The 25,306-nt window shown below is 64.8% G+C and carries 24 protein-coding genes; 12 read left to right on the forward strand and 12 right to left on the reverse strand.

What is annotated here, in order from left to right:
- Positions 1-632 precede the first annotated feature (632 nt).
- Genes RLN94_RS05530 through RLN94_RS05545 form a run of 4 tightly spaced genes read right to left on the reverse strand, consistent with a single transcriptional unit; the run spans position 633 to position 5,567 of the window.
- Complete coding sequence (locus tag RLN94_RS05530) at positions 633-1,775, reverse strand: trans-sulfuration enzyme family protein (RefSeq protein ID WP_350130858.1); 1,143 nt, start codon at positions 1,773-1,775, stop codon at positions 633-635.
- On the reverse strand, positions 1,772-3,694 hold the full coding sequence (locus RLN94_RS05535; protein WP_350130859.1) for an acyltransferase family protein: 1,923 nt from the start codon (positions 3,692-3,694) through the stop codon (positions 1,772-1,774). Before RLN94_RS05535 ends, RLN94_RS05530 begins: the two co-directional genes overlap by 4 nt.
- Positions 3,695-3,704: 10 nt before the next feature.
- A complete protein-coding gene (locus RLN94_RS05540) occupies positions 3,705-4,445 on the reverse strand; it encodes a maleate cis-trans isomerase family protein (RefSeq protein ID WP_350130860.1) in 741 nt (246 codons plus the stop codon).
- Between the two features lie 18 nt (positions 4,446-4,463).
- The gene (locus RLN94_RS05545) at positions 4,464-5,567 is read right to left on the reverse strand and encodes an anhydro-N-acetylmuramic acid kinase (RefSeq protein ID WP_350130861.1); all 1,104 of its coding nucleotides are present in this window, start codon (positions 5,565-5,567) and stop codon (positions 4,464-4,466) included.
- A gap of 63 nt (positions 5,568-5,630) precedes the next feature.
- Between RLN94_RS05545 and tyrS the strand changes: the two genes are divergently transcribed.
- The 6 genes from tyrS to arsH all read left to right on the forward strand — a co-directional run bounded on the left by tyrS (position 5,631) and on the right by arsH (position 10,179).
- The gene (gene tyrS / locus RLN94_RS05550) at positions 5,631-6,881 is read left to right on the forward strand and encodes a tyrosine--tRNA ligase (RefSeq protein WP_350130862.1); all 1,251 of its coding nucleotides are present in this window, start codon (positions 5,631-5,633) and stop codon (positions 6,879-6,881) included.
- A gap of 198 nt (positions 6,882-7,079) precedes the next feature.
- A complete protein-coding gene (locus RLN94_RS05555) occupies positions 7,080-7,412 on the forward strand; it encodes an ArsR/SmtB family transcription factor (RefSeq protein WP_350130863.1) in 333 nt (110 codons plus the stop codon).
- Positions 7,413-7,423: 11 nt separating this feature from the next.
- Complete coding sequence (locus RLN94_RS05560; RefSeq protein ID WP_350130864.1) at positions 7,424-7,939, forward strand: arsenate reductase ArsC; 516 nt, start codon at positions 7,424-7,426, stop codon at positions 7,937-7,939.
- 44 nt (positions 7,940-7,983) lie between these two features.
- Positions 7,984-9,027, forward strand: a complete 1,044-nt coding sequence (gene arsB, locus RLN94_RS05565) for an ACR3 family arsenite efflux transporter (RefSeq protein ID WP_350130865.1) — start codon at positions 7,984-7,986, stop codon at positions 9,025-9,027.
- Positions 9,028-9,032: 5 nt separating this feature from the next.
- The gene (gene arsC / locus RLN94_RS05570) at positions 9,033-9,455 is read left to right on the forward strand and encodes an arsenate reductase (glutaredoxin) (protein WP_350130866.1); all 423 of its coding nucleotides are present in this window, start codon (positions 9,033-9,035) and stop codon (positions 9,453-9,455) included.
- The gene (arsH, locus tag RLN94_RS05575) at positions 9,448-10,179 is read left to right on the forward strand and encodes an arsenical resistance protein ArsH (protein ID WP_350130867.1); all 732 of its coding nucleotides are present in this window, start codon (positions 9,448-9,450) and stop codon (positions 10,177-10,179) included. Before arsC ends, arsH begins: the two co-directional genes overlap by 8 nt.
- A 20-nt stretch (positions 10,180-10,199) precedes the next feature.
- On the opposite strand, the gene aroB is transcribed toward arsH, so the two are convergent.
- Together aroB and RLN94_RS05585 are read right to left on the reverse strand one after the other, a co-directional pair.
- Complete coding sequence (gene aroB, locus RLN94_RS05580) at positions 10,200-11,312, reverse strand: 3-dehydroquinate synthase (protein ID WP_350130868.1); 1,113 nt, start codon at positions 11,310-11,312, stop codon at positions 10,200-10,202.
- Entirely contained in the window at positions 11,309-11,818 is a 510-nt protein-coding gene (locus tag RLN94_RS05585; RefSeq protein WP_350130880.1) for a shikimate kinase, read from the reverse strand. Before RLN94_RS05585 ends, aroB begins: the two co-directional genes overlap by 4 nt.
- A 162-nt stretch (positions 11,819-11,980) precedes the next feature.
- Between RLN94_RS05585 and RLN94_RS05590 the strand changes: the two genes are divergently transcribed.
- From RLN94_RS05590 to RLN94_RS05605, 4 genes are all read left to right on the forward strand, one after another.
- Positions 11,981-12,130, forward strand: a complete 150-nt coding sequence (locus RLN94_RS05590; protein WP_300894666.1) for a hypothetical protein — start codon at positions 11,981-11,983, stop codon at positions 12,128-12,130.
- Positions 12,117-13,637 (forward strand): hypothetical protein, encoded by a 1,521-nt coding sequence (locus RLN94_RS05595; protein WP_350130869.1) that lies wholly within the window; start codon positions 12,117-12,119, stop codon positions 13,635-13,637. The genes RLN94_RS05590 and RLN94_RS05595 overlap by 14 nt, the downstream gene beginning before the upstream one ends.
- Entirely contained in the window at positions 13,634-14,620 is a 987-nt protein-coding gene (locus tag RLN94_RS05600) for a site-specific tyrosine recombinase XerD (protein ID WP_350130870.1), read from the forward strand. Before RLN94_RS05595 ends, RLN94_RS05600 begins: the two co-directional genes overlap by 4 nt.
- A 92-nt stretch (positions 14,621-14,712) precedes the next feature.
- Entirely contained in the window at positions 14,713-16,020 is a 1,308-nt protein-coding gene (locus RLN94_RS05605; protein ID WP_350130871.1) for an HlyC/CorC family transporter, read from the forward strand.
- Between the two features lie 180 nt (positions 16,021-16,200).
- Here RLN94_RS05605 and RLN94_RS05610 read toward each other — a convergent pair whose 3' ends face one another.
- Positions 16,201-17,244 (reverse strand): COG3904 family protein, encoded by a 1,044-nt coding sequence (locus RLN94_RS05610; RefSeq protein ID WP_350130872.1) that lies wholly within the window; start codon positions 17,242-17,244, stop codon positions 16,201-16,203.
- 357 nt (positions 17,245-17,601) lie between these two features.
- Here RLN94_RS05610 and arr point away from each other — a divergent pair, with 357 nt between their 5' ends.
- Positions 17,602-18,015 (forward strand): NAD(+)--rifampin ADP-ribosyltransferase, encoded by a 414-nt coding sequence (gene arr, locus RLN94_RS05615; protein WP_350130873.1) that lies wholly within the window; start codon positions 17,602-17,604, stop codon positions 18,013-18,015.
- A gap of 22 nt (positions 18,016-18,037) precedes the next feature.
- Here the strand turns inward: arr and RLN94_RS05620 are convergent, their stop codons facing one another.
- The 4 genes from RLN94_RS05620 to RLN94_RS05635 all read right to left on the reverse strand — a co-directional run bounded on the left by RLN94_RS05620 (position 18,038) and on the right by RLN94_RS05635 (position 23,395).
- Positions 18,038-18,391, reverse strand: coding sequence for a YybH family protein (locus tag RLN94_RS05620; RefSeq protein ID WP_350130874.1), 354 nt, complete (start codon positions 18,389-18,391; stop codon positions 18,038-18,040).
- Between the two features lie 84 nt (positions 18,392-18,475).
- The gene (locus RLN94_RS05625) at positions 18,476-19,474 is read right to left on the reverse strand and encodes a YihY/virulence factor BrkB family protein (RefSeq protein ID WP_350130875.1); all 999 of its coding nucleotides are present in this window, start codon (positions 19,472-19,474) and stop codon (positions 18,476-18,478) included.
- Positions 19,475-19,906: 432 nt separating this feature from the next.
- Positions 19,907-20,740, reverse strand: coding sequence for a hypothetical protein (locus tag RLN94_RS05630; RefSeq protein WP_350158638.1), 834 nt, complete (start codon positions 20,738-20,740; stop codon positions 19,907-19,909).
- Between the two features lie 225 nt (positions 20,741-20,965).
- A complete protein-coding gene (locus RLN94_RS05635) occupies positions 20,966-23,395 on the reverse strand; it encodes a GcvT family protein (protein ID WP_350130877.1) in 2,430 nt (809 codons plus the stop codon).
- Between the two features lie 228 nt (positions 23,396-23,623).
- On the opposite strand from RLN94_RS05635, the gene RLN94_RS05640 reads away from it, so the two are divergent.
- Positions 23,624-23,947, forward strand: coding sequence for a hypothetical protein (locus tag RLN94_RS05640; RefSeq protein WP_350158637.1), 324 nt, complete (start codon positions 23,624-23,626; stop codon positions 23,945-23,947).
- Between the two features lie 266 nt (positions 23,948-24,213).
- Here RLN94_RS05640 and RLN94_RS05645 read toward each other — a convergent pair whose 3' ends face one another.
- Positions 24,214-25,167, reverse strand: coding sequence for a hypothetical protein (locus RLN94_RS05645; RefSeq protein ID WP_350158636.1), 954 nt, complete (start codon positions 25,165-25,167; stop codon positions 24,214-24,216).
- Positions 25,168-25,306: the final 139 nt, after the last annotated feature.

Genomic DNA, 25,306 nt, shown 5'->3' on the forward strand with positions numbered 1-25,306 from the left:
ACCCCAAGCTCACGAACACCATAACGGCCCGTGGCAGACCTAAGCCACATGCACAGGCCTGACACACGACCGGTACCGATCACGCAACCAGAACCGTCCGAAGATTGCCTTGCTAAACCGGGAGCATCCACACATGACCAGCGGCACGCTCTAAAGACCTTGAACCGGACAAATTCGCGCCACTGTGCCGCCATTATTACGCCACAATTGGAGGCCCGGCAAAGCATTAAGCAAAAATTTCGGGCGAAAAATGGAAGATTATGTCGCGTCATGGCGGGGTACACGAAACACGCCTGCATAACCCGTTCAGGCAATAACAAGAAAACGAGGCATTTTATTCATAAATCTTAATGCCTTGCGCGCCCGCCGTGTCTCCAGACATGGCGTGCGAGGCATGACCGACCCTCTCGAACCCCGTCGCCGCTCGGCATTCCGGATGCGCTTTCCGCCTTGGAACAAGTGCCACAGTTTCGCCACGTTTGATTATCATGTGGCGACAATAAATCGGCAGCTCTACCCACGGTAGTGCGCTGACGGAGAATCACACTCCACCGACCGACCTGACCGGACTGGCCGCGCGGTCAGCCCAGAACCGGGCGCGATATCAATGGGTTACAAGTCTTGCGGGCCGCTCAGCCCCTCAGCGCCCGGTCAAGATCGTCCATCAGGTCGCCCGGATCCTCAATCCCCACCGACAGCCGCAGCAGGTTGCCGGGAATGCCCGTATGCGGCTCGATCGTCGCCCGGTGCTCCACGAGGCTCTCGACCCCGCCGAGCGAAGTCGCCCGGTGGATGAGCCGCAACCGCCCGGCCACCGCCAGCGCCTCTTCGGTGCCGCCCCTGACCAGCACCGACATCAGGTAGCCGAAGCCCCCCGTCATCTGCGCCTTGGCCAGCACATGCGCCGGATGCTCCGGCAGGCCGGGATAGCGCACCGCCTCGACACATTCATGCGCCTCCAGCGCCTCGGCCAGCGCCTGCGCGCTCCGGCACATCCGCTCCATCCGCAAGGGCAGCGTCCGCATCCCCCGCATCAGAAGCCACGCCTCGAACGCGCCCAGGATCGCGCCCGCCTCCTGCCGGTCGGCACAGATCGCCTGCCACATGTCGCTGTCGGCGTCCCGGCACGACAACACGCCGGCCAGCACGTCCGTATGCCCGTTGATCGCCTTCGTGGCCGAATGCATCGAGATATCCGCGCCGAACTCCAGCGCCTTGGTCAGCACCGGCGTCGCCGCCGTCCCGTCCACCGCCAGAAGCCCGCCGCTGTCATGCGTCAGCTTGGCGATGGCCGCGATATCCGCCACCTTAAGCCAGGGGTTCGACGGCACCTCGATCCAGACAAGGTCCACCTTCTCCACCAGCGCCTTGCGGATGGCGAGCGGATCGGCCGCGTCGATCTCCTCCAGCCGGATGTTGCGCCGGTCGCAGAACTTCCTGACCCAGGCCAGCACGCCCCAGTAGATGCCCGACTGCATGACCACGCGCGCCCCGTCCGGCAGCGTCCGGAACAGCGCCGCCACCGCCGCCATGCCCGACGGGAAGAGCCGCGTCTGCGCCGCCCCCTCGAGCTGGCGCAGCACCTCCTCGGCCTGCGCCACGTTGGCATTGTGATCCCGGCCATAGCTGCCGCCCGACTGCAGCGCATAGCCCTCGTCGCGGCGGAAGGTCGTGGCCGGCTGCACGCCGGGCACCACGCCCCCGTGGCCCGTGTCCACCGCCCCCGCCGCCCGCGCGGCGATCGTCGCGGGGTTCAGCTTTGTCTCGTCGGTCATGGCCGGCCCTCCTTCTTCAGCGCCTCGTTCAGCACGAAAAGCAGCACCTCGTTGCCCTTCGGCCCGAGATGCACGTTATCGACGAACAGCGGAACGCCATCAACTTCATGGTGACAGACCCCATCATCGCAGAAAAGATCGTGCGGCGCGACATGAACCGCGCCGTGCGCCTCCGCGGCGCGGGCGACCGCCTCGATCGTCGGCCCCCTGAGCGCGTCGAATTCCTCGCGGCTCAGGTGCAGCGGCTCCGACCCGAACCGCAACGTCCGCAGCATGGATTTCGGCACCGACTGGGGGAAATCCGGCACGTGGTTGATCACGATCACCCTGTGCCGTGCGGTCAGCCGGTCCAGCGCGGCGTTCAGGCTGTCCACGAACAGTGGAAAATTCTCCTCCGCCACGCTCCCGTCGGGCCTCAGCAGGGGCTCGGCCTCCGAATAATAGAACCACCGCGCGAACAGGAACACGTCCATCCGCGGCGCGCTGTCGAGATACGCGAAGACCCGGTCGTTGAAGGCGATGCATTCCGCCTTCGGCCCCGCCCCCAGCAGCGGCCCGCAGCCCGGCCGCGTGATCAGGTAGCCCGCCTCGCCCCGCGCCTTGCCATACGCGTCCAGCGCCCCGAAGGCCGAGTTCGCCATGCTGTCGCCCCAAAGCACGTAGCCCGACGCCTGCCCCGGCACCCCCAGCTTGCAGAAGGTGGCAGGCGTCGACTTGTCCCAGCAGCTCTGCCAGCCCGGGTGCACGTTCATCACCTCGGCCTTCAGCGCCTCCAGCTTGGCATCCTCGCCCGGCGCGGCCTTGCCGGGCTGCTGCAGCAGGTAGACGGCGACGCCCAGCAGCACCAGCGCCTGGCCGGCGAACAGCATGTAAAGCCGCCGCTTGCCATCTCCCCTGACCGATATCCGCCGCACCGGCATTTCCACGAAATGATACGACAGCGCCCCCAGCGCCAGCGACACCAGCACCAGCACCGCCCGCCTCTCGTCGGTCAGCGTCACGCCGTAATAGAGCGCCCCCACCAGAACTGGCCAGTGCCACAGGTAGGTGCCATAGGAAATCCGCCCGATATAGGCCATCGGCCGCACCGCCAGCGCCTTCGCCACCCAGCTATGCCCCGGCGCGGCAAAGGCGATCAGGATCACCGTGCCCAGCACCGGCGCCACCGTCGCCCAGCCGGGATACAGATGGCTCGAATCCAGCAGGTTCACCGGCGCGATCACCAGCACCAGCCCCACCAGCGGCAGGAACGGAACCTTCGCCGGAATCAGCCGGTGATAGGTCACCAGGAAGATCAGCCCCCCCGCCGCCAGCTCCCACACCCGGAAGGCGGAGGAGAAGAACCGCTCCTCCCGGTCATGGATCAGGTCGCCCGAGAACAGCGTCAGCCCCAGCGAGGCCACGAACAACACCCCCAGCAGCCATGCGAACACCGTCCGGTTGCGCCGCGTCAGCAGGATCAGCATCGGCAGCACGATATAGAACTGCTCCTCGATCGACAGCGACCATGTGTGCAGGAACGGGTTCTCATGCGCGGGCGCCGAGAAATAGCCCACCGAGTTCATCAGGTTGAAGTTGTTCGTGAAGGTGATCGAGCCCAGGAACCCGTCCGCCACGATCCCCATTTCCGAGCGCAGGAAGAACGCGTTGGCCAGAAGCGCGGTGACCAGGAAACACAGCGCATAGGCCGTCGACAGCCGCCGGATGCGCCGGGCAAAGAACTCGGTGACCGAATAGGTGCCCTGCTCCAGCCGCATGTAGGTCTGCCCGCAGATCAGGTAGCCCGACAGCACGAAGAAGATGTCGACCCCCACGTAGCCGCCCAGCATGTCCGGGTAGCCGACGTGAAACAGCACCACGCTCAGCACGGCAATGGCGCGCACGCCGTCCAGTTCCCTGCGGTAGGCCAGATCGCTCATCGGGCCGAACTCACGCCGCGTCGCGGCCGAAAAGCCGCCCCGGCCCCCAGCCCGCCGCCGCCTGCCCCGACAGCCGCAACAGGTGCCAGATCAGCGCCGAGTTCGAGCTGATCACCGGCACGCCCAGCTCCGCCTCGACCGCCTCCAGGATGCCGAAGGTCCGCAGGTTCGTGCAGCTCGTGAAAACCGCCTCCACCCCCGGCGCCTGCGCCGCCTCGACGATCGCGGCCCGCGTGCTCGCCTCGGTGATCCGCGCCACCGTGTGCTCTTCCTTCTGGCCGAAACTCACCTCGCTCACCGTCTCGATGCCGTGATCGGCCAGCGCCGCGCGCATCGGACGGGTGATCTCCTCGATATAGGGCGAGACCAGCGCGATCCGGCTCAGGCCCATCTCCCCCAGCGCCGCGATCACCGCGCTCAGCGGGTTGGTCACCGGCACGCCCGGATGCGCCATCTGCACCAGCGCCTCCACCCGGTCCGCCCCGATGATCGTGGCGCCCGAGGTACAGGCATACCCCACCGCGTCCAGCCCCTGCGGCAACAGCGCGGCGGTCGCCGTCATCTCGCCCGTCATGCTTTCAAGGTCGTCCGGCGTCACGTCGCCCCGCGCCGGGATGCGCGCGTGCAGCAGGTTCACCTCGCGCCCGGCCAGCGCCTGCCGCAGCTCGTATTCCAGCGTCTCGTCCACGCTCAGCAGGATCATCCCCAGCCGCAGGCCCGCCCCGGCCCCCTGGTCAAGCTCATATGTCATCCCGTCCCCTTCGACCGGCTATGCCGCGCCCTCGGGCCGGCTGATCGTGCCGCCACAGACCGCGGCCCGCACCCCCGTCGTGCCGGGGCAAGAGGTCGGCCGCCCCCGCGCCACGCGCACCGCGAGATAGGCAAAGGCCTGCGCCTCCAGCATGTCGCCGTCCAGCCCGGCCGCCTCGACCGGCTCCACCGGACAATCGAGCGCCACCCGCAGCATTTCCATTAGCACCGGATTATGCCGCCCGCCACCCGTGACAAGCAGCCGCTCGGGCGGCTCGGGGCAATGCTCCATGCCGCGCAGCACGGCGGCGGCGCTCATCCCCGTCAGGGTGGCCACCGCATCGGCATCGCCCAGCTCGTTCACCAGCCCGATCATGTCGGAAAACGCGTTCCGGTCCAGCGACTTGGGCGGCATTCTCGTGAAATACGCATCGTCGAGGAACAGCTCCAGCGCCCCGTCCTCGACCCGGCCCCGCCGCGCCAGCGCGCCGTCACGGTCGAACGGCTCCCCCCGCCGCGCCATCATCAGGTCGTTGATCGGCGCGTTGGCCGGCCCCGTATCGAAGGCCAGCAGCGCGCCCTCTTCTTCCGGCCTGTCCTTCCGCGGGTCGACCCATGTCAGGTTCCCCACCCCCCCGAGGTTCAGGAAGCACACGGGGCTGTCCGCCCCGATCCACTTGGCACAGGCGAAATGGAAGAACGGCGCCAGCGGCGCGCCCTCGCCGCCCAGCCGCACATCCGCCGAGCGGAAATCCCACACCACCGGCACACCCAGCGCCTCGGCCAGCGCGTCCCCGTCGCCGATCTGGAAGGTCCCCCGCCCGCGCGGCTCATGCGCCAGCGTCTGGCCGTGAAACCCCACCACCTGCGCCCCCTCGAACCTTGCCAGCAACTCCGCATGGGCCGTCTGCACCACCGCCTCGGCCTCCGCCACGTCCTCGCCCGGCCACTTGCCCAGGGCGCCCGCCAGCACCGCCTGCTCCGCGCCCGTGTAGCTCCGGTAGTCCGACGCCCCGAAGCCGAAGATCGCCTCGCCATCGGTCTCGACCATCGCCGCATCCACCCCGTCCAGCGAGGTGCCCGACATCGCCCCGAGCGCCCAGACGCGCCCTGCCTTCAACATGCTCTTTTCCTTCGCCCGAACCATGCCTATACATGCCGCGCGAAAAACCCGGGAACAAGCCATATGACCTACCACCCCAAATCGGACTTCATGACCATCATGATCGAGCGCGGCTTCCTCGCCGACTGCACCGATTACCAAGGCCTCGACGAGGCCTTCGCGGCGGGCGTGGTACCGGCCTATATCGGCTATGACGCGACGGCCAGGTCGCTCCACGTGGGCCACCTCCTCAACATCATGATGCTGCGCTGGCTGCAGAAGACCGGCCACAAGCCGCTCACCCTGATGGGCGGCGGCACCACCAAGGTGGGCGACCCCTCCTTCCGCTCCGACGAGCGCCCGCTGCTCGACGACACGCAGATCGCCGCCAATATCGACGGGATGAAATCGGTCTTCGCCCAGTACCTCAGCTATGGCGAGGGCGCCTCGGACGCGCTGATGCTCAACAATGCCGAATGGCTCGACGGGCTGAAATACATCGAGTTCCTGCGCGATATCGGCCGCCATTTCTCGGTCAACCGGATGCTCAGCTTCGAATCGGTGAAATCCCGGCTCGACCGCGAACAGTCGCTCAGCTTCCTCGAATTCAACTACATGATCCTTCAGGCCTACGACTTCATGGAGCTGAACCGCCGCTACGGCTGCGTCCTGCAGATGGGCGGCTCCGACCAGTGGGGCAACATCGTCAACGGCGTCGACCTCACCCGCCGCGTGCTCGACCGCGAGGTGTTCGGCCTGACCTCGCCGCTGCTGACCACCTCGGACGGGCGCAAGATGGGCAAATCCGCCGGGGGCGCCATCTGGCTCAACAGCGACATGCTCAGCCCTTACGAGTTCTGGCAGTTCTGGCGCAACACCACCGACGCCGACACCGGCCGCTTCCTCAAGCTCTACACCGAGCTGCCGGTCGCCGAATGCGACCGTTTGGGCGCGCTCTCGGGGTCCGAGATCAACGACGCCAAGATAATCCTCGCCAACGAGGTCACCACGCTCCTGCACGGGGCCGAGGCCGCGAAAGCCGCTGAAGCCACCGCGCGCGAGGTGTTCGAGAAGGGCGGCGTGGGCGACGACCTGCCCACCGTGACACTCACCGCCGCCGATATCGGCGAGGGCATCGCCAACACCGCGCTCTTCGTGAAGGCGGGGCTCAGCCCCTCGGGCAAGGAAGCCAAGCGCCTCTTCGCCAGCGGCGGCGCCAGCATCAACGACGAGGTGGTGACGGAGCCGCGACTGATGACGCCCGACGAATTCGCCGACGCCATCAAGCTCTCTGCCGGCAAGAAGCGCCACGCCCTGGTGAAGATCACCGGCTAAACCCATACGGCGTCGGAATTTTAAAAAATTCCGACCCGTTTTCTTTTCAAGGAAACGCCCCACGCCACCACCGCCCCTCGGGAGTTGCGCCAATTCCCCGCCCGGAAAATGCGCATTTTCCGCCCCCGTTTTCCACGCGGAAAACGCCCCCAAACTTCCCCGTTGACTCCCTCACAATATATCAATACTTCACGATATATGGATAAGACTCACGCCCTCACCGCCTTCTCGGCCCTGTCCCAGCCCACCCGGCTCGACGTCTTCCGCCTGCTCCTCAAGGCGGGTGAAACCGGCATGGCCGCCGGCGAAATCTCCGACGCGCTCGGCGTCCGCCAGAACACCATGTCCGCCAACCTCTCCGTCCTCCACCAGGCCGGCCTCGTCCGCAACACCCGCGAGGGCCGCTCGATCCGCTACTACGCCGATCTCGACGGCACGCGCGGCCTGCTGGGCTTCCTGCTCGAGGATTGCTGCGGCGGCAACCCCGACCTCTGCCAACCCCTCATCTCCAAACTCGCCTGCGCCTGCTGAAGGAGGCCCCGATGCCCGACACCCGCAAGAACGTCCTCTTCCTCTGCACCGGCAATTCCGCCCGGTCGCTCATGGCCGAAGCCATCATCACCCGCGAAGGCCTCGGCAAATTCCGCGGCTTCTCCGCCGGTTCCCAGCCGAAAGACGCGCCCCACCCGCGCACGATCGAGCTTCTGCAGCATCTCAACCACGACACCTCCGCCATCCGCTCCAAAAGCTGGGAGGAGTTCGCCAAACCCGACGCCCCGCAGATGGATTTCGTCTTCACCGTCTGCGATCAGGCAGCAGCGGAACCCTGCCCGATCTGGCCCGGCCAGCCGATGAGCGACCATTGGGGCGTGCCCGACCCGGCCGCCGCCACCGGCACCGACGCGGAAATCAGTTTCGCCTTCACGGATGCCTACCGGATGCTCCGCAACCGCATCTCGATCTTCGTCAACCTGCCCATGGCCCAGCTCGACCGCCTGTCGCTCCAGCGCGAGCTCGACCGCATCGGCCAGACCCAGAACGACACCACCCCCGCCTGATCTGCCCAGCCTGATCCATCCAGCCTGACCCTCAAGGACACGACATGACCGATACCCATCTCTCCGCCAAGGACAGCGGCCTCGGCGTCTTCGAACGCTACCTCTCCGTCTGGATCGCGCTCGCCATCATCCTCGGCATCGGTATCGGCGCCATCGCCCCCGGCCTTGTCGAGGCCGTGGCGGCGGCCGAGGTCGCCTCGGTCAACCTCGTCGTCGCCGTGCTGATCTGGGCGATGATCTACCCGATGATGGTCGGCGTCGATCTCTCCACTCTCTCCGGCGTCGCGAAGCAACCCAGGGGCCTGATCGTCACGCTCATCGTCAACTGGCTGATCAAGCCCTTCACCATGGCCTTCCTCGCCGTGCTCTTCTTCGAATACGTCTTCGCCCCCTGGATCTCTCCGCAAGACGCCGCGCAATACACCGCCGGCCTCATCCTGCTGGGCGCGGCGCCCTGCACCGCCATGGTCTTCGTCTGGTCCCAGCTCACCCGGGGCGACGCCACCTACACGCTCATCCAGGTCTCGGTGAACGACATCATCATGGTCTTCGCCTTCGCCCCCATCGTGGCCTTCCTCCTCGGCGTCACCGACATCACCGTGCCGTGGCAGACGCTGGTCACCGCCACCATCCTCTACGTCGTCCTGCCGCTCGCCGCGGGCCTCCTCACCCGCCGCATCCTCGGCTCGAAACAGGCGATCGACGCCTTCACCGCCCGCATCAAGCCGTGGTCGATCATCGGCCTCATCGCCACCGTGGTCATCCTCTTCGGGCTCCAGGGTGAGCTGATCCTCGCCAACCCCTTCGTCATCGCGCTCATTGCCGTGCCCATCCTGATCCAGAGCTACGGCATCTTCGCCCTGGCCTATGGCGCAGCCTACGCAATGCGCGTGCCCCACCGCATCGCCGCCCCCTGCGCGATGATCGGCACCTCGAACTTCTTCGAACTCGCCGTCGCCGTGGCCATCAGCCTTTTCGGCCTCAACTCCGGCGCCGCGCTCGCCACCGTGGTGGGCGTGCTGGTCGAGGTGCCGGTGATGCTCTCGCTGGTGGCCTTCGCCAACCGCACCCGCGCGCGCTTCGCCTGACCGCCATGGCCGTCGTCATCCACCACAACCCCGCCTGCGGCACCTCGCGCAACGTGCTGCAGATCATCCGCGACGCAGGGTACGACCCAACCGTGATCGACTACCTCGACACTGGCTGGACCCGCCCGCAACTCCTCGCCCTCTTCGCCGCCGCCGATCTCACGCCCCGCACGGCGCTGCGCACCACCAAGTCCCCGGCCGAGGAGCTGGGCCTCCTCGACACCTCCACCAGCGACGATACCCTCCTCGACGCCATGCTCGCCCACCCGGTGCTGGTCAACCGCCCCATCGTCTGCACGCCCAAGGGCGTCCGCCTCTGCCGCCCGTCCGAAACCGTGCTCGACCTGCTGGAGGTCTGGCCCCAGGGCCCTTACACCAAGGAAGACGGAGCGCTCATCCTGACCACCGAAGGAACCCGCGTTGCCTGAAGACAAGACCACCCCGAACCTCGTCAACGACGCCTTCCAGGCCATTGACGAGGCGCGCCTTTTCCCAACCGAGCGCCCCACGAATCCGCCCCGCATCCTGCTCCTCTACGGCTCCCTGCGCGCGCGCTCCTTCTCCCGCCTCGCGGCCGAGGAAGGCGCCCGCATCCTCACCCGTCTCGGCGCCGAGTGCCGCATGTTCAACCCCTCCGGCCTGCCGCTGCCCGACGACGCCGACACCACCCACCCCAAGGTGGCCGAACTGCGCGACCTCGTCATGTGGTCCGAGGGCATGGTCTGGTCCACCCCCGAACGCCACGGCGCCATGACCGGCATCATGAAAACGCAAGTCGACTGGATCCCGCTCGCCCCCATCGGTGGCATCCGCCCCACCCAAGGCAAGACGCTGGCGGTGATGCAGGTCTCCGGCGGTTCGCAAAGTTTCAACGCGGTCAACCAGTTGCGCATCCTCGGCCGCTGGATGCGCCTGATCACCATCCCCAACCAGTCCTCGGTCGCCAAGGCCTGGGACGAGTTCGACGAGCATGGCCGCATGAAACCCGGCCCCTTCTACAATCGCCTCGTCGACGTGATGGAAGAGCTGATGAAATTCACCCTGCTGACGCGCGGACAAAGCGGCTACCTCACCGACCGCTACTCCGAACGGGTGGAAAGCCTCGAAGAGCTGTCGAAACGGGTGAACCTGCCGAAAGCGACAGGGGGCTGAGCCGGGGGCTGAGCCGGCGGTTAACGCGCGTCCAGCGCCTCCTGCAACAGGCTGCGCACCGTGTCGCGCTCCACGTCCGAGGTCACGAACGCCTCGCCGATCCCCCGCGCAAGGATGAACCGCAGCGTGCCATCCACCACCTTCTTGTCCTGCGCCATCAGGTCGAGCAACCCATCCGCATCAGGCAATTCCCCCGGAATATCAGACAGATCGACCTTCATCTTCATGCCCCGAAGATGCGCCCGCACGCGCCCCGGCTCCTCCTGCGAACACAGCCCCATCCGCGCCGACAACTCGAACGCCAGCGCACAGCCGATCGCCACGCCTTCGCCATGCAGCAAGCGATCCGAATACCCCGTCGCCGCCTCCAGCGCGTGACAGAACGTATGCCCGAGGTTCAACAAGGCCCGATCCCCCTGTTCCGTCTCGTCCCGCACGACGATCTCGGCCTTCATCTCCACCGAGCGGCGCACCGCGTGAATCCGTGCCGCCTGATCCCCACCGGCGGCGGATGAACCATGCGCCTCAAGCCATTGAAAGAAATCCGAATCCCCCAACAGCCCGTATTTCACCACCTCGCCGTACCCGGCCAGGTAATCGCGTTCCGTCAACGTCGACAGCACATCCGTGTCGGCCAGAACCAGGCTCGGCTGATGAAACGCCCCGATCAGGTTCTTGCCCTGCGGCGCGTTGATCCCGGTCTTTCCGCCGACCGAGCTGTCCACCTGCGCCAGCAGGCTCGTCGGCACCTGCACGAACCGCACACCCCGGCGCAGCACGGCGGCCGCAAAGCCGACAAGATCGCCGATCACACCCCCGCCCAGGGCGACAACCACGTCGCGCCGCTCGACCTTCTGCTCGAGCAGCCATTCCACCACCCGCTCGAACTGCGGCCAGCCCTTGGTGCTCTCCCCGGCCGGCAATGCCAGCGAAACGGCGGAAATCCCCGCCGTCGCCAGCCCCGCTTCAAGCGCCTCCAGATGCCGCGGCCCGACATTCTCGTCCGTCACGATCGCCACCCGCTTCCGCGCCAGCAAGGGCGCCACCAAGGCCCCCGACCGCGCCAGCAGCCCGCTTCCGATGTGAACGTCATAGGCCCGCTCGCCCAGCGGCACATGCACGGTCTCGCTCATTCGCCCTCCTCCAGCACGTCGGCCCGCGTCAGCAGCGTCTCGATCACCTTCTCCGCCATCGTCTCGATCGCGTAATCCGACTGCGCCTTCACCGACAGGTCGGCCGTCGCATAAACGGGCACCCGCGCCTCGTAGAGCGCCTTCAACGTCGCATGAGGTTTATCCGTGCGCAGTAACGGCCTGGTATCCTTGTGTTTTACCCGGTTCCACAACAGTGAAAGCTCGGCATCCAGCCACACCGAAACCCCCTTCCGCGAAATCAGCTCCCGGTTCCGCTCGGCCAGGAACGCCCCGCCCCCGGTCGACAGCACGCCGCTCTTTTCCTCCAGCAGCCGGTTGATCACCTGCGTCTCCCGGTCGCGAAAGAACGCCTCCCCGTCGCGGGCGAAAATCTCGGCGATCGACATGTTCGCCGCCCGCTCGATCTCGGCATCCGAATCGAGAAACGGCACCCCGAGCCGCGCCGCAAGCGCTTTTCCCACGGCGGTCTTGCCAGCCCCCATCATGCCCACCAGAACCACGGTCTTGTGTAGTTTCCAATGCCTTACGGCGGCCAATGTTCGGCGCTCCCATGCCAATTGCCAAATCGTTTGCACTGAATGACGTGATCTTGTTCAAAAGGCCAGCTATAAAGTCGGTAACGAACAAACCTACGAGCAAGAGGCAATATGGCGCGCCTGATCAAGTGGCTTTTCTACCTGGCCGTGTTGGCCTTCCTGGCCCTCGTGGCCTACGCCTATGTCGGGCCGTTCTTCGGCGCGGATTTCTCTCCGCCCGAGGAAGAGATTCGGCAGGATATCCTTCTTGAGACCGAATAGCCTCTCTTTCGCCGCCCTGCTGGTGCCGGGCATGGCCCTTGCCGAGGAACCGCTCTCGGCCATCGACTGGCTCAACCAGCCCGCCCCCGTCAGCGTGGCCCAGCCGCTGGTGCAGCCCTTGGCCAACCCGCCGGTGACCGAAGGGGTCACCGTACCCTCGGTCACGGTCCTGCCGCTCGACGACGTGCGCCCCGACGCGGTGGGCCTGCTGCCCTCGTCGACCACCGGCCTGCCCCGCTCGCTCTGGTCGGCCAGCGAGACCGACACGCTGGTGGCCCAGCTGGCGCGCCTCGGCGACACGCCCCTGCCGGCGATCCAGGCGCTCTACTACACCCTGCTCCTGGCCGAGGCCGACCCGCCCGCCGACGCGGCCGACAATGCCCGCTTCCTGCGCGCCCGGGTCGATGTCCTGCGCCGCTACGGTGCGGTCGACGCGGCGCTGGCGCTGCTCGAACGCGCGGGCGCCGGCACGCCGCTCCTCTTCGACGAATGGCTCGACCTCGCCCTCCTGAAGGGCACCGAGGACGACCCCTGCCGCGCGCTCGCCGACACGCCCGACCTGTCGGAAAGCTACGCCGCCCGCATCTACTGCATCGCCCGCGCCGGCGACTGGTCGACCGCGGCGCTGACCTACGACACCGCCAATGCGCTCGGCTCCCTCGACGCCCACGAATCGCAGCTGCTCGCCCGCTTCCTCGACCCCGAAACCGCCGACGGCGCCGACCTGCCCCCGCCGCGCCACATGACCCCGCTGATCTTCCGCCTGTTCGAGGCGAACGGCATGCCGCTGCCCACCCGCAACCTGCCGCGCGAATACGCCGTGGCCGACCTGCGCGGCACCATGGGCTGGAAGGCCGAGGTCGAGGCCGCCGAGCGCCTCGCCCGCACCGGCGCCCTGCCCGCCAACCGCCTGCTCGGCCTCTATACCGACCGCGATCCCGCCGCCTCCGGCGGCGTCTGGGAACGGGTCCGCGCGGTTCAGGCCTTCGACGCGGCGCTGGCCTCGGGCGACAAGGCCGCCATCGCCCGCACCCTCCGCAACGCCTGGCAGCACATGCGCGAGAACGGCCTCGCCGTGGCCTTCGCCGCCCTCTACGGCGCCGACCTCGCCAAGCTCGACGATCCCTCCGGCCTCGCCCACGAGGTGGCGCTCCTCTCGCCGGTCTACGAAAGCGCGGCCAAGGCCCCCGGCGAACAGACCCGCCGCCTGACCTTCCTCGAAGGGCTGGCCCGGGGCACGCCCGAGCCCTCGCTCGCCGCCAATGCCACCGAATCCGCCATCGCCCGCGCCTTCGCCGCCCGCAAGGTACCGCCCGACCATGCCGGCCCCCTGAACGAAGGCCGGCTGGGCCAGGGCATCCTCGCCGCGGCGATGCAGCTTCAGGGCGCCACCCCTGGCCAGACCCGCGACCTCGAAGCGGCGCTCGCCACCCTGCGCGTCGTCGGGCTGGAAGACGTGGCCCGGCAGGCCGCGCTCCAGATCCTCCTGCTGGCGGAGGCGGAATGACCCCCGGCCGCGGCTGGATCGAGCCCTTTCTCGAAGCACGCGCAGCGGAACTGGGGGCGGCGGCCAACACGCTCGCCGCCTATCGCCGCGACCTCGACGACTACGCCGGCTGGCTCGACCGCAAGTCCCTTGCCCTCGCCACCGCCACCCAGGCCGATATCGAATCCTACCTCGTCGACCTCGACGCGCACGGGCTGGCCACCGCCACCCGCGCCCGCCGCCTCTCGGCCATCCGGCAGCTCTATGCCTTCGCCTTCGAGGAACGCCTGCGCGACGACAACCCCGCCGCCCGCATCCGCGGCCCCGGCCGCACCAAGCGCCTGCCCAAGACCCTGTCCGAGGCCGATGTCGACCGCCTGCTCGCCGCCGCCCGCGACGTCGGCCGCAACGCTCCCGACCGGGCCCGCAACACCTGTCTGATGGAACTGCTCTACGCCACCGGGATGCGCGTCTCCGAACTGGTCACGCTGCCGGTCTCGGCCGCGCGCGGCAACCCGGAGATGCTGCTCGTGCGCGGCAAGGGCGGCAAGGAACGCATGGTCCCGCTCTCCACCCCCGCCCGCGCGGCGCTGGCCGACTGGCTGTCCCTCCGCGACGCGGCCGAGGAGGCCGCCCGCCTCGACGGCAAGCCGCCCTCGCCCTTCCTCTTCCCCTCGCGCGGCAAGCTGGGCCACCTCACCCGCAACCGCTTCTACCTGCTGGTCAAGGAAATGGCCGTCGCCGCCGGCGTCTCGCCGGCAAGCGTCACGCCCCACACCCTGCGCCACGCCTTCGCCACGCATCTGCTGGCCCACGGCGCCGATCTGCGCGCCATCCAGGTGCTGCTGGGCCATGCCGATGTCGCCACGACCGAGATCTACACCCACGTGCTCGACGAACGCCTCCGCGCGCTGGTCGAAGATCACCACCCGCTGGCCCGCGCCGCCGCCGCCCGCACCGCCGGCCCCGCCACCGACACCGGCCCCGCCTCGGGCGAGGATTGACGGCACCATACCGCACATTCCCCGCCGATGATCCCTTGATCGTCGCCACCCGAGCCCCCATAACCCGAGGGGCTGAAAGGACAACGACCTGAATGGAACCCTCATCTACGCTGCTCGACGCCGCCTTCTGGATCACGGGCGGTGCCATCCTCCTGCTTCTCGTGCTCTCCGCCTTCTTCTCGGGCAGTGAAACCGCGCTCACCGCCGCCTCCCGCGGCAAGCTCCGCGCCCGCGCCGACAAGGGCGAAAAGGGCGCCGCCAAGGCGCTCGAGATCACCGAGGACAACGAGCGCCTGATCGGCTCCGTCCTTCTCGGCAACAACCTCGTCAACATCCTCGCGGCCTCGCTCGCCACCGCGCTCTTCACCCGCATCTTCGGTGAAAGCGGCGTGGCGCTCGCGACCCTGGTGATGACCCTCCTCGTGCTGGTCTTCGCCGAGGTGCTGCCCAAGACCTACGCCATCACCAATGCCGAGGCCGCCGCCGCCCGCACCGCGCCGCTGATCACGCTGGTCATCTCCGTCTTTTCCCCCGTGGTCTCGGCCGTGCGCCTCTTCGTGCGGCTGGTGCTCAGCCTTTTCGGCGTCAAGACAGACCCCGACAGCCATATCCTCGCCGTGCGCGAGGAGATCGCCGGCGCCCTCTATCTCGGCCATTCCGAGGGCGTCGTCGAAAAGGAGGACCGCGACCGCATCCTCGGCGCGCTCGACCTCGGCGACCGCGCAGTCGAGGAGATCATGCTCCACCGCTCCGGCATCGAGATGATCGACGCCGAACTCGAGCCCCAGGCGATCCTCGACCAGTGCCTCAAAAGCAGCCACACCCGCCTGCCCGTCTACCGCGACGACCCCGACAACATCATCGGCGTGGTCCACGCCAAGGACCTGCTGCGCGCCATGTACAAGCTGGTCAGCGAAGGCGGGCTGTCGGACGAGGTGCTGAAGAATTTCGACATCGCCGACGTGGCGATGAAGCCCTATTTCGTGCCCGAAACCACCACGCTTGACGACCAGATGCGCCAGTTCCTGCGCCTGCGCACCCATTTCGCGCTGGTGGTCGACGAATACGGCGTCCTGCAGGGGCTGATCACGCTCGAGGACATCCTCGAGGAAATCGTGGGCGAGATCGCCGACGAGTTCGACCCCGACGCCGACCACCCGATCCGCCGCAGCGACGACAACCAGTTCCTCGTCGACGGCGCCATGACCCTGCGCGACCTCAACCGCGCCACCGACTGGAACCTCCCCGACGACGAGGCCAACACCGTCGCAGGCCTCGTCATCCACGAGGCCCAGATCATCCCGGAAGTGAACCAGGTCTTCAACCTCCACGGCTTCCGCTTCGAGGTCATGGCGAAAGACGGCAACCGCATCACGCGGCTGAAGATCCGGAAGCTGTAGGCCCGTAGACTACCGTGGGCCCGTAGGCCGGGCTTCAGCCCGGCCCCCATATGCATCAAGAGTTTAGGCCGTTAGGCTTCCCCCAATGGCCGATAAGCGATTGCCTACAATAGTTTACAGCTAGGCATTCGCCGATTCACTAGACACAGTAATGCGGCAAACTGTTAACTCTAGCGATGATCACCGGATGCAGTTGCGAAAAGCGAGACGTACGGCACTTACCATGTTTTCGGCATTTCCTGAGAACCTCTCGGTATTGCAAGCAGTGAACGGGGCATCCTCGTATAAAAAAGACGGTGACCCGTTGACCGAAGGATTACGGCCCAATCTAAATCGAATGCTGAAACCGTTACCCCGATCCACGATCCCGATTTCTTGATTACCAACGCGATTTCCTAATATACTGTGGGCGCCTGCTCCTTGAGACATTGATCCGGCCGGCAAACACTGTTCCACAAGCCAACTGCGAAGGCTCCAGTCATTTTTTCCGGATGTTTCTTCAGTGACATCGAGGTAGAAGTACGCTCCACTTGACCAGTCGCAAAAAGCAGTCATCTTGGACTTTCCATCAGTTCGGGTTGATACGGCTATTAAGCCCTCACCCTCCATTTCGATGTCCCAGTTGGTCCAAATGGCAGGGTCATGTATCAAACCAGAAACTTCCGCTTCCGCTCCCGTCTCAATCCAATGCATTTCGTCCGGACCACTCAGACCGGCATTTACAAGTACTCGGCCGTCCACACCCATCCGTAGTGTGTAATCTAGAAGCAATGCGACCATCACTTGCTCGACACCCTCTTGGACCAACACTGGACCTGCACTAGGGTTATCTTCACCGCTGTAAAACTGATGTACTCCAATTCGCGAACCAAAGTCGATCCGTCGCTCGGTGCCGCCCATAAAGGCATAAGCGCACGCAGATGCACAGATACCAGGTATGCGGCGGGTAAAGTCCCAATACGGCATATCAGGCCAATCCGGATGTGGCTCATGGCCTCCGACTTCCGTCGCGAAGCCGCGACGGCGAAACTCCTCACCAAGCCGGATTCCTACCAAGAGATTGCCACCGGGTGAGTTGAGGCGAATCCTATTGGGGAACCAGTCGGGACCGTTCTCCATAAAGGCCAGAAAGTCGTCGAATGTCGTGGAAGTGATTTCGCCCTCAGCTTGTATCCAAGTCGCATCGTTGCTCCTCTCGTCAGTTCCGCCAAGAACAAATGTCATAGGCATAGCCGGCGACGCGACGCAAACGCTCGCTACAAGGGCTGCGAACAAGACACGCATAGAGCATGCTCCGTATACGCCTGCATAAGGCAAGTTATCTGAGGCAGTGAAACTTATCTTCCATTATAAGCCTACCCGCGCACCAACGCTACTATTGGGTATCGCACAACCGCAGGACCACGGCTTCACCTGCTGCGCATCGGCCGCCAATGTCGATGAAATCACGGGCCGTCCTCCCGGACCACACCCGCCTGACATAAACATGCGCCTTCCCGAAAAATCTTCAAGAATTGCCCGCAGACAAATTTTCTCCCAGATTTCAACCTGTTGACCCGACTCATCCGACAGGAGACCGCCATGACCCCGGCAGATCACCCCCATTCCGGCCCCTGGTACCACGGCACCCGCGCCCATCTCGGCCCCGGCGACCTCATCACCGCCGGCCGCGCCTCCAACTTCGGATCGCGCAAGCCGATGTCCTGGGTCTACTTCACCGGCACGCTCGACGCCGCCATCTGGGGCGCAGAACTCGCCGCCGGCGACGCCCGCCAGCGCATCTACATCGTCGAACCCACCGGCCCTTACGAGCCCGACCCCAACCTCACCGACCAGCGCTTTCCCGGCAATCCCACCCTCTCCTTCCGCTCCCGCGACCCGCTCCGCATCCTGGGCGAGGTCGCCGAGTGGGAAGGCCACACGCCCGAGCAGCTCCAGGCCATGCACGACGGCCTCGCCCGCCTCAAGGCCCAGGGCATCGAGGCCATCGACTGATCGCCTCCGGCCCCGCTTGCCCCTACCGCACCGGGATCTCCGCCTCCGCCTGGATCAGCCAGGCCCCGTCCTGCCCCTTCACCGCCACCAGCATCACGTCCGACGCCGTCCCGTCCGACACGACCTTCTGCCGCGAATAGGCCATCCAGCCCGACACGGTCACGCTCCGCACCTTCAGCGCCCATTGCTTCACGCCCACCAGGAACAGCTCGTCATGCAGATCGCGGATCGCCTCCCGCCCCAGCACCGGCGCCATGGCCGAGGCGATGTATTCCGCATCCTCGGCGTAGCACCCCGCGCAGCTCTCGGAATCGCCGTCCCTCAGCGCCGCCTCGTAGCGCCGGAACAGCGCCATCAGCTCGTCTTCCTCGGCCATCCCGATCCCCCCGCCACAGATCACCGCACGCCGCCATGGTGTGGACTCTCCGCCCGGCTGTCCACGAAAATCTGGTGCCCGGGCTCAGATGTCGGGCTGCCGCAGGCCCCGGCCGGCCCCCTCCTCCGGCGCATCGAGCCCCGCCGGCCTTGTATCGGCCTTGACCGCCCCGCGTTCCCCCTCGGGTTTCGGCGGGCCGGTGGTGGTGTCGCGCCGCGTCTGGTGCTCGATCTCTGCATTCAGCTTGGCCCCGGCCAGCACGATGAAGGACGACAGCCACAGCCATGTCAGCAGGATGATCACCCCGCCCAGCGTGCCATAGGTCTCGTTGTAGCTGGCAAAGTTCTGGGTGTAGAGCGAGAAGCCGATCGTGCCGATCATCCACAGGAAGGTGGCCAGCACCGCCCCGGGGCTGATCCACCGCCACCGCGCCTTGGCCCGCGCCGGCCCGAACCGGTAGAGCACCGCCAGCCCCAGCACCGCCAGCACCGCCAGCACCGGCCATTGCAGCCAGACGATCGCCGTCTCCACCTTGCCCGGCAGCCCGAGAAACCCGATCACCGCCGGCAGCACGATCATGAAGACCAGCGCGGTCAGCAGCCCGACGATGATCACCAGCGTCAGCGCCACCCCGGTGGCGTAGAGCGCCACGAAACCGCGCGTCTCGCTCTCGCCATAGGCGATGTTCATCCCCTCCATCAGCGTCATCATGCCCCTTGTGGCGCCGTAGATCGCCAGCAGCAGACCCAGGAGCGCGGCAAAGCCCGTGGCCTTCTCGTCCCCGCCCGTGACCTTGAGAACCTGGTCCTGGATGATCGACGCCGCTTCCTGCGGCAGCATCCCGATATAGGCCTCGAGCTGGCTCGCCACGTCCGCCGGGTCGAGCAGCACACCGGCAATCGAGATCAGCGCCACCACGGCCGGAAAGATCGCCAGCAGCCCGAAGAACGCCACCCCCGCGGCCACCACCGACAGGTGATCGGCCGGAATGCCCCAGACCAGCCGGCGCAGGATATCCCACCACCCGCGCCGCGGGATCTCTGCCGGATGGGTGGCGGCCTGGCCGCGGGGACTGGTTGGCATGGCGGTTCTCCGTCGGTTGGGCGGTTACCTAGGAGAACGCGCCGAAAGGTCAAAAGGTTGGGGGGGAGGGAAAATTTTGCAGGGTGGATCAGCGCGGAACGAGGGCGTCAGCCCGCCGCGCATCGCCGGGCCGCCCCGACGGCACGGCGATTTGGCAGGTGGAGTGCCATACGCACAGGTTGGATGTCCTTGGCAGACATAAACTGCCCATCACTGACGTCGGTTCGCCGCACCACGGCCCGCCGATGCGCGGCTTCGCACTATTGAGAACTGATGACCGCTTCTAGCCTTGCGCGCAGAGATTTGGCGTCAATCTCAAAAGATAATTTTGCACACAATAGAGGGAACGCTTTTCAAACGTTGTGAATTCCAATCGGCGGCCGAAAGTGACGAACAACGCTCGCCAGTCAATAGCCGTTCCATCAAGACGTTTTATTTCTTCCTTCGAACAAACTCGGCGAACCCATCTTCATCCAATGAGGGGGTGTGGATAGATTTTTTTATCCCAAACGCAGGGTGCCCAACCCACTGACCGTCGATCCATTGGCCCCAGCCAGTCTCAGTCAACTCGGTAGTGAAAGCATTTAAATGATGGCTTTGAGCCTTTCGAACGTGGCCTCGCCGGTAATGGAGCGGCTTTCGTGAACCTGTGTCGCCGTCTTCGGCACCCTCGACCTTTGACGATGCAGCAATACGCCATCGAACGCAGTGCCACGCGTCGACAGGAAGGCGATGGGATCGGTTCGCGGCGCGTCGCTCTTGTCGCAAACCGCCCCTGCTCGTTTCAACCAAGGAAGGACTGTTCAACAGTGACAACATCATCCCCAGAGTAGCGGCGGTCAGGTGGAGTGTGAAAACTCTCTCGTCTGTCGGTCGTTCGAAGGATGAGCGGGCATCAATATAGTTTGTTCCCGGTTTCCAAACAAACTGACGATATGTGGCACCAGTGACAGATACCTGGTCTACCGTGACGATGCTTCCATCGTAGCTCATAGCGTATAGGCTTGGTTCGTCTCCGATCCGAAAGGTTGCGGGAACCGCTGGAGGCACGGCAATGCTATCAACGAAAAACTCACTGCTCTCGAAGGTTTGGTAAGCGAATTTTCCGGCAGCTTCGTAGATAGCCGGGTCTATGTCGAAATGCTGAGCAGAGGCAATCTTGCCTGCTACATCAGGAAGGCCGAGGCTTGGCAGACTCTCCACAATCTTCTTGACGAGCTGCACGTGCGTCAAGTGAGGCTGGGTATTAGTGACTGCCATTTCCAACACTTCGATTTTGTAAAAATATTCTTGAGTTCCTCCTTCTCACTCTAGTGATCCGCCCACAAAGTCCAGACCATACGCACCGCGGATTGTTGCTTCATACCTCTACCTTTGAGCTGTGTCGCAGGACAGGTACCCCACCTGGGTCTCACGGCATCTTGAGCCCACCAACAAAAGAACAGGCCGGGGTCTCCCCCGGCCCGCTTGCCCTTTCCCGAAGCGACAGCCTCAGGCCCGCAGCTTCTCCCCCTTCGGGTCAAACGGCGGCTCTTCCAGGATCCGCCCCTTGTGCGGCTGACCCAGCACCATCACCTCGACCTCGTCGCCGGGCGCTGCCGTCCCGCTCTTGATATAGCCGAGCGCGAGGCTCATCCCCACAGTATAGCCATAGGTGCCCGACGTGACCCGCCCGATCCCCTTGCCATCCTTGAAGATCGGCTCGCCCCCGGTGGCGTCGGCGTTCGAGGCCGTCACCGCCTCTTCGTCGATATGCACCAAGACCAGCGTCTCGCGCGTGGGCTCGGCCATCACCTTCTGAGCGGCCGCCTTGTTGAGGAAGTCCTTCTCCATCTTGCAAAGCGGCCCCAGCCCCACCTCGTGCGGATAGTATTCGGGCGAGTATTCCCGGCTCCACGAGCCATACCCCTTCTCGATCCGCATCGACATCAGCGCCCGCGCGCCCACCGGCCCAGCCCCGAACTCCTTCGCGGCGTCCAGCAGCGCCCGGTACAGCTTCTCCTGGTCCTCGGTCTTGCAATGCAGCTCCCACCCCAGGTCGCCGGTAAAGCTCACCCGCAGCGCCAGGCACCGCACCCCGGCAATGTCGATCATCTTCGACCGCATGAACGGGAAATCCTCCGTCGCCAGCGACGTGTTCGTCATCCGCTGCAGGATCTCGCGCGACTTGGGTCCCGCCACGTTGAACCCGCACATCGCCTCGGTCATGCTCTCGAACGTCGTCCCCTCGGGCAGCGGCACCATGTCGTAGAACCGCTTCTGATAGCGCTCCGCCATCCCCGACGACACCACCCAGAACTCGTCCTCCTCGACCCGCGTCACGGTCGCATCCCCGGCAATCCCGCCGCGCACCGAGATCAGCGGCGTCAGGCACGACCGCCCCACCGCCTTCGGCATGTTGTTGGCAAACACCGCGTTCAGCCAGTCTGCCGCCCCCGGCCCCTTCACCCGGTACTTGGCGAAGTTCGAGATATCGATGATCCCGGCCCTTTCCCGCAGCATCCGGCACTCCTCGCCCACCGGCGCCCACCAGTTCTGCCGCAGGAACCCGTTCGTGTCCTTCGCCCCCGGCTCTCCGGCAAACCACTGCGGATGCTCCCAGCCATAGTTGAGCCCGAACACCGCCCCCATCTCCTTCTGCAGCTCGTACACAGGCCTTGTCCGCAACGGCCGCCCCGCCGCCCGCTCTTCGTTCGGATAGTGAATGGCGAAGCGATGCGTATACACATCCTCCACCTTCGCCATCACGAACTTGCGGTCATTCGCCCACAGCCCGAACCGCGCGATATCCCAGGGGAACATGTCATACTGCATCTCCCCCTCCACGATCCATTGCGCCACCATCAGGCCCATCCCCGCCGACTGCGAGAACCCCGGAATGATCCCCCCGCACATGAAGTAATTCTTCAACTCCGGCACCGGCCCCAGGATCACGTTCGAATCCGGCGACCAGATCATCGGCCCGTTGATCACCCTTTTCACCCCGGCCTCCGCCGCCGCCGGCACCCGGTCCATCGCCCGCATCACGTTCTCCATGATCCGCTCGAGGTCATCGGGAAAGAGGTCATGCGCGAAATCGAGCGGCGTCCCATCCTCCGCCCAGAACCGCATGTCCCGCTCATAGGCGCCGATCAGCAGGCCCTTGCCCTCCTGCCGCAGGTAATACTCGCCATCCCGGTCCGCGACCGACGGCAACCGCCGCCCCGCCGCCTCGATCTCCGGCATCGTCTCGGTCACGAAATACTGGTGCTCCGTCGGCTGCAGCGGCACCTCGATCCCGGCCAGCTTCGCCACCTCCCGGCCCCAGAGCCCGGCCGCGTTGATCACCCACTCCGTCTCGATATTCCCCTTGGGCGTCTCCACCACCCAGCTTCCATCGGGCTTCTGAACCGTCCCCGTCACCGGCGTGAACCGGTAAATCTCCGCCCCCTTCTGCCGCGCCCCCACCGCATAGGCATTGGTCACGCCCGACGGGTCCACGTTCCCCCCGTCCGGCTCCCACATGATGCAGCGGATGCCGTCGAAATTCACCAGCGGATGCTTCTCCTCCGCCTCCTCCCGGCTGATCTCGAAGAAGTTCATGCCATACAGCTTCGCCTTCGCCGCCTGCAGCTTGAGCTGATGCTCCCGGTTCTCCGTCTGCGCGAGGTAGAGGCTCCCGGGCTGGAACACGCCACAGCTCTGCCCCGTCTCCTCCTCAAGCTGCTTGTAGAGGGTCATCGTGTAATGCTGCAGCCGCGAGATATTGGCACTGTCATGCAGCCCGTGGATGTTCGCCGCCGCATGCCAGGTCGAGCCGCTCGTCAGCTCGTCCCGCTCCAGCAGAACCACGTCCGTCCACCCCAGCTTGGTGAGGTGATAGAGGATGGAGCATCCGATAACGCCGCCGCCGATCACGACAGCCTGTGCATGGGTTTTCATGTGTCGTCCCTTGACCCTTGTTTCAGCGGCCAGCCTGACACCGATTGAAGGCGCCATGAATGCCGGTTCCCGACATCATTCGTCGGTCGGGGGCCATTGTCGTTTCGTTTTGCGTCAGGGGATTTAGGTTTGCGGCAGGGGGTGGGGCGCAGGGGACAAACCTTGCGACAAGACGGAATGCCGCTACACTGATGCCCGTATTTTGAGCACTTTGGAATGGGGGTAATAATGAGGCTTCAATTTCTTTTGGCCGCGGCCATCTGTGTTTCCGGCACGGCGTCCATGGCGCAGATGACGGATTGTTCGTACAAGACGCGTTTCTTCGGAACGAATGCGACGCTTAAGGTGGAAGGCGGCAAGCCCGTCGCTTACCGGACGGACAATTACACCGCGAAGAGCGTGACCAAGCAGGGCGACACGATACTCATCGACCAGGCCCGCCTCTCCAGCGTCGTCCATGGCAAGACCCAGGATGGCAAATGGGCCATTCAGGGCAACTGGAAACTCGGGAAGCACAGCAAGGACAACGTCGTTTTCGTCTGCGCCCCCTGATCAGTCCATTTCGCGCGGAATCCAGGCCGAAGGCCGCCGCGCATCGTCCGCTGGCCGGCAGGCGATTGCAGAGCAATCGCCGAGAGGTGGGCCGTCCCGACGGCACGGCGATTTGGCTGACCGCAGCGCGACGCTCAAAGGTCGGAGGGACTTGGCAGGCATAAAGCACTGCCCCACGAAGGTTGGATCGCCGCACCACGGCCCGACGATGCGCGGCTTGTCACCAAGATCGAGCACCTGCAAAAAATCAACTAATGTCTCAGGGTTTATCCGGCCGACTCTTCTTCAGGTGCGTCAGGAATTTTGATTTCCTCTTGGTCTTTTTCATCTGGAGGGCTTTTGCGTTTTCTTGAAATCGATGCTGCGAAATCTTTTGATAGATAATCCTTCATGTGGTCGCGCAGCATGTCCATCTTCAACCGGGTACGGAGCGCAAATATATCTTCATCCGTCAGGCTTTCTAACCCTTCTTCTGACGCCTTAGAAACGTCGGTCGCGATAATGCTAATCTTAGACAAATTCAGGCGTTGTTGGTTTATTCGCATCACTTCCCTTATCAGCATTGCTGCAAGCTTATAGGCCGCGCCAATAATGGCCGTAGTAATCAGGACATATGGGATACGTGTCGCTAATATTGAGAAAATTCTCGCATTCTCATGTTCGTCGATAACGGTCGTCAGATTTGCTGCGTTAACTACAAGGAGCGCAGCCATTATGACCAGCAGCCCGATAGGAACCAAAGCCAACCACCAATAAGATTTAGTGTTCTGAGCAGCTTGGGAGACAAAACCACTAATCTCAGTCGGGAACATGTTTATATCATCCTGGAGCGACCGAAGCTCCTGCTTCATATCAGCTATTTCAGTTGCTAATGCTGATCGCTCGGCGTTCCGCTCCTTGAGACGTTCCTCGACAACAACCTCCTGTTCTCCAATCGTCGCCAGAGATTCTTCGCGTTTCTTGACGTCTGCAACAAGGGCATTCCGTTCTTCAGTCAAGCGCCCAATGTTGTTGTTAAGTTCTGTTACCGTTACTTTTGCATCAGCAATATTCTTGCTCAGGTGATCGCGCTCGCCTCGAAGGACATTTAGTTTGTTGTTGGCTTCATCAGCGCCATCGATTGCCCGTTGACTGTCCGCAACTATGTCCGCCTTGTATTTGTCCAAACGAGCAACAACTTGCACGAAATCTTCAAGTTCTTGAGCCTGAAATCCTATCAAGAGACCTCAGCGAAACGCACGCCTCTCTCGCAGGTGGATGTCCGAGGTGGTTCTGAAGCGGCTACCGCTTTGGCCTGAGCTCTGCCGGGGTTTTCGGTCGCCCCGGACTGTGAGGATGCGGGAGGATAACCGTCTTCGC

It is taken from the genome of Roseovarius sp. (assembly GCF_040223625.1).
Lineage (GTDB): Bacteria > Pseudomonadota > Alphaproteobacteria > Rhodobacterales > Rhodobacteraceae > Roseovarius.

Coding starts and splice junctions, on each gene's coding strand:
- RLN94_RS05545 (WP_350130861.1), bottom strand. CDS start 5,567: ATGTTGAAGGCAGGGCGCGTCTGGGCGCTCGGGGCGATGTCGGGCACC.
- RLN94_RS05530 (WP_350130858.1), bottom strand. CDS start 1,775: ATGACCGACGAGACAAAGCTGAACCCCGCGACGATCGCCGCGCGGGCG.
- RLN94_RS05605 (WP_350130871.1), top strand. CDS start 14,713: ATGGAACCCTCATCTACGCTGCTCGACGCCGCCTTCTGGATCACGGGC.
- RLN94_RS05540 (WP_350130860.1), bottom strand. CDS start 4,445: ATGACATATGAGCTTGACCAGGGGGCCGGGGCGGGCCTGCGGCTGGGG.
- arsB (WP_350130865.1), top strand. CDS start 7,984: ATGACCGATACCCATCTCTCCGCCAAGGACAGCGGCCTCGGCGTCTTC.
- tyrS (WP_350130862.1), top strand. CDS start 5,631: ATGACCTACCACCCCAAATCGGACTTCATGACCATCATGATCGAGCGC.
- RLN94_RS05625 (WP_350130875.1), bottom strand. CDS start 19,474: ATGCCAACCAGTCCCCGCGGCCAGGCCGCCACCCATCCGGCAGAGATC.
- RLN94_RS05535 (WP_350130859.1), bottom strand. CDS start 3,694: ATGAGCGATCTGGCCTACCGCAGGGAACTGGACGGCGTGCGCGCCATT.
- aroB (WP_350130868.1), bottom strand. CDS start 11,312: ATGAGCGAGACCGTGCATGTGCCGCTGGGCGAGCGGGCCTATGACGTT.
- arr (WP_350130873.1), top strand. CDS start 17,602: ATGACCCCGGCAGATCACCCCCATTCCGGCCCCTGGTACCACGGCACC.
- RLN94_RS05640 (WP_350158637.1), top strand. CDS start 23,624: ATGAGGCTTCAATTTCTTTTGGCCGCGGCCATCTGTGTTTCCGGCACG.
- RLN94_RS05635 (WP_350130877.1), bottom strand. CDS start 23,395: ATGAAAACCCATGCACAGGCTGTCGTGATCGGCGGCGGCGTTATCGGA.
- RLN94_RS05555 (WP_350130863.1), top strand. CDS start 7,080: ATGGATAAGACTCACGCCCTCACCGCCTTCTCGGCCCTGTCCCAGCCC.
- RLN94_RS05620 (WP_350130874.1), bottom strand. CDS start 18,391: ATGGCCGAGGAAGACGAGCTGATGGCGCTGTTCCGGCGCTACGAGGCG.
- RLN94_RS05590 (WP_300894666.1), top strand. CDS start 11,981: ATGGCGCGCCTGATCAAGTGGCTTTTCTACCTGGCCGTGTTGGCCTTC.
- RLN94_RS05560 (WP_350130864.1), top strand. CDS start 7,424: ATGCCCGACACCCGCAAGAACGTCCTCTTCCTCTGCACCGGCAATTCC.
- RLN94_RS05600 (WP_350130870.1), top strand. CDS start 13,634: ATGACCCCCGGCCGCGGCTGGATCGAGCCCTTTCTCGAAGCACGCGCA.
- RLN94_RS05585 (WP_350130880.1), bottom strand. CDS start 11,818: ATGATGGGGGCTGGCAAGACCGCCGTGGGAAAAGCGCTTGCGGCGCGG.
- RLN94_RS05610 (WP_350130872.1), bottom strand. CDS start 17,244: ATGACATTTGTTCTTGGCGGAACTGACGAGAGGAGCAACGATGCGACT.
- arsC (WP_350130866.1), top strand. CDS start 9,033: ATGGCCGTCGTCATCCACCACAACCCCGCCTGCGGCACCTCGCGCAAC.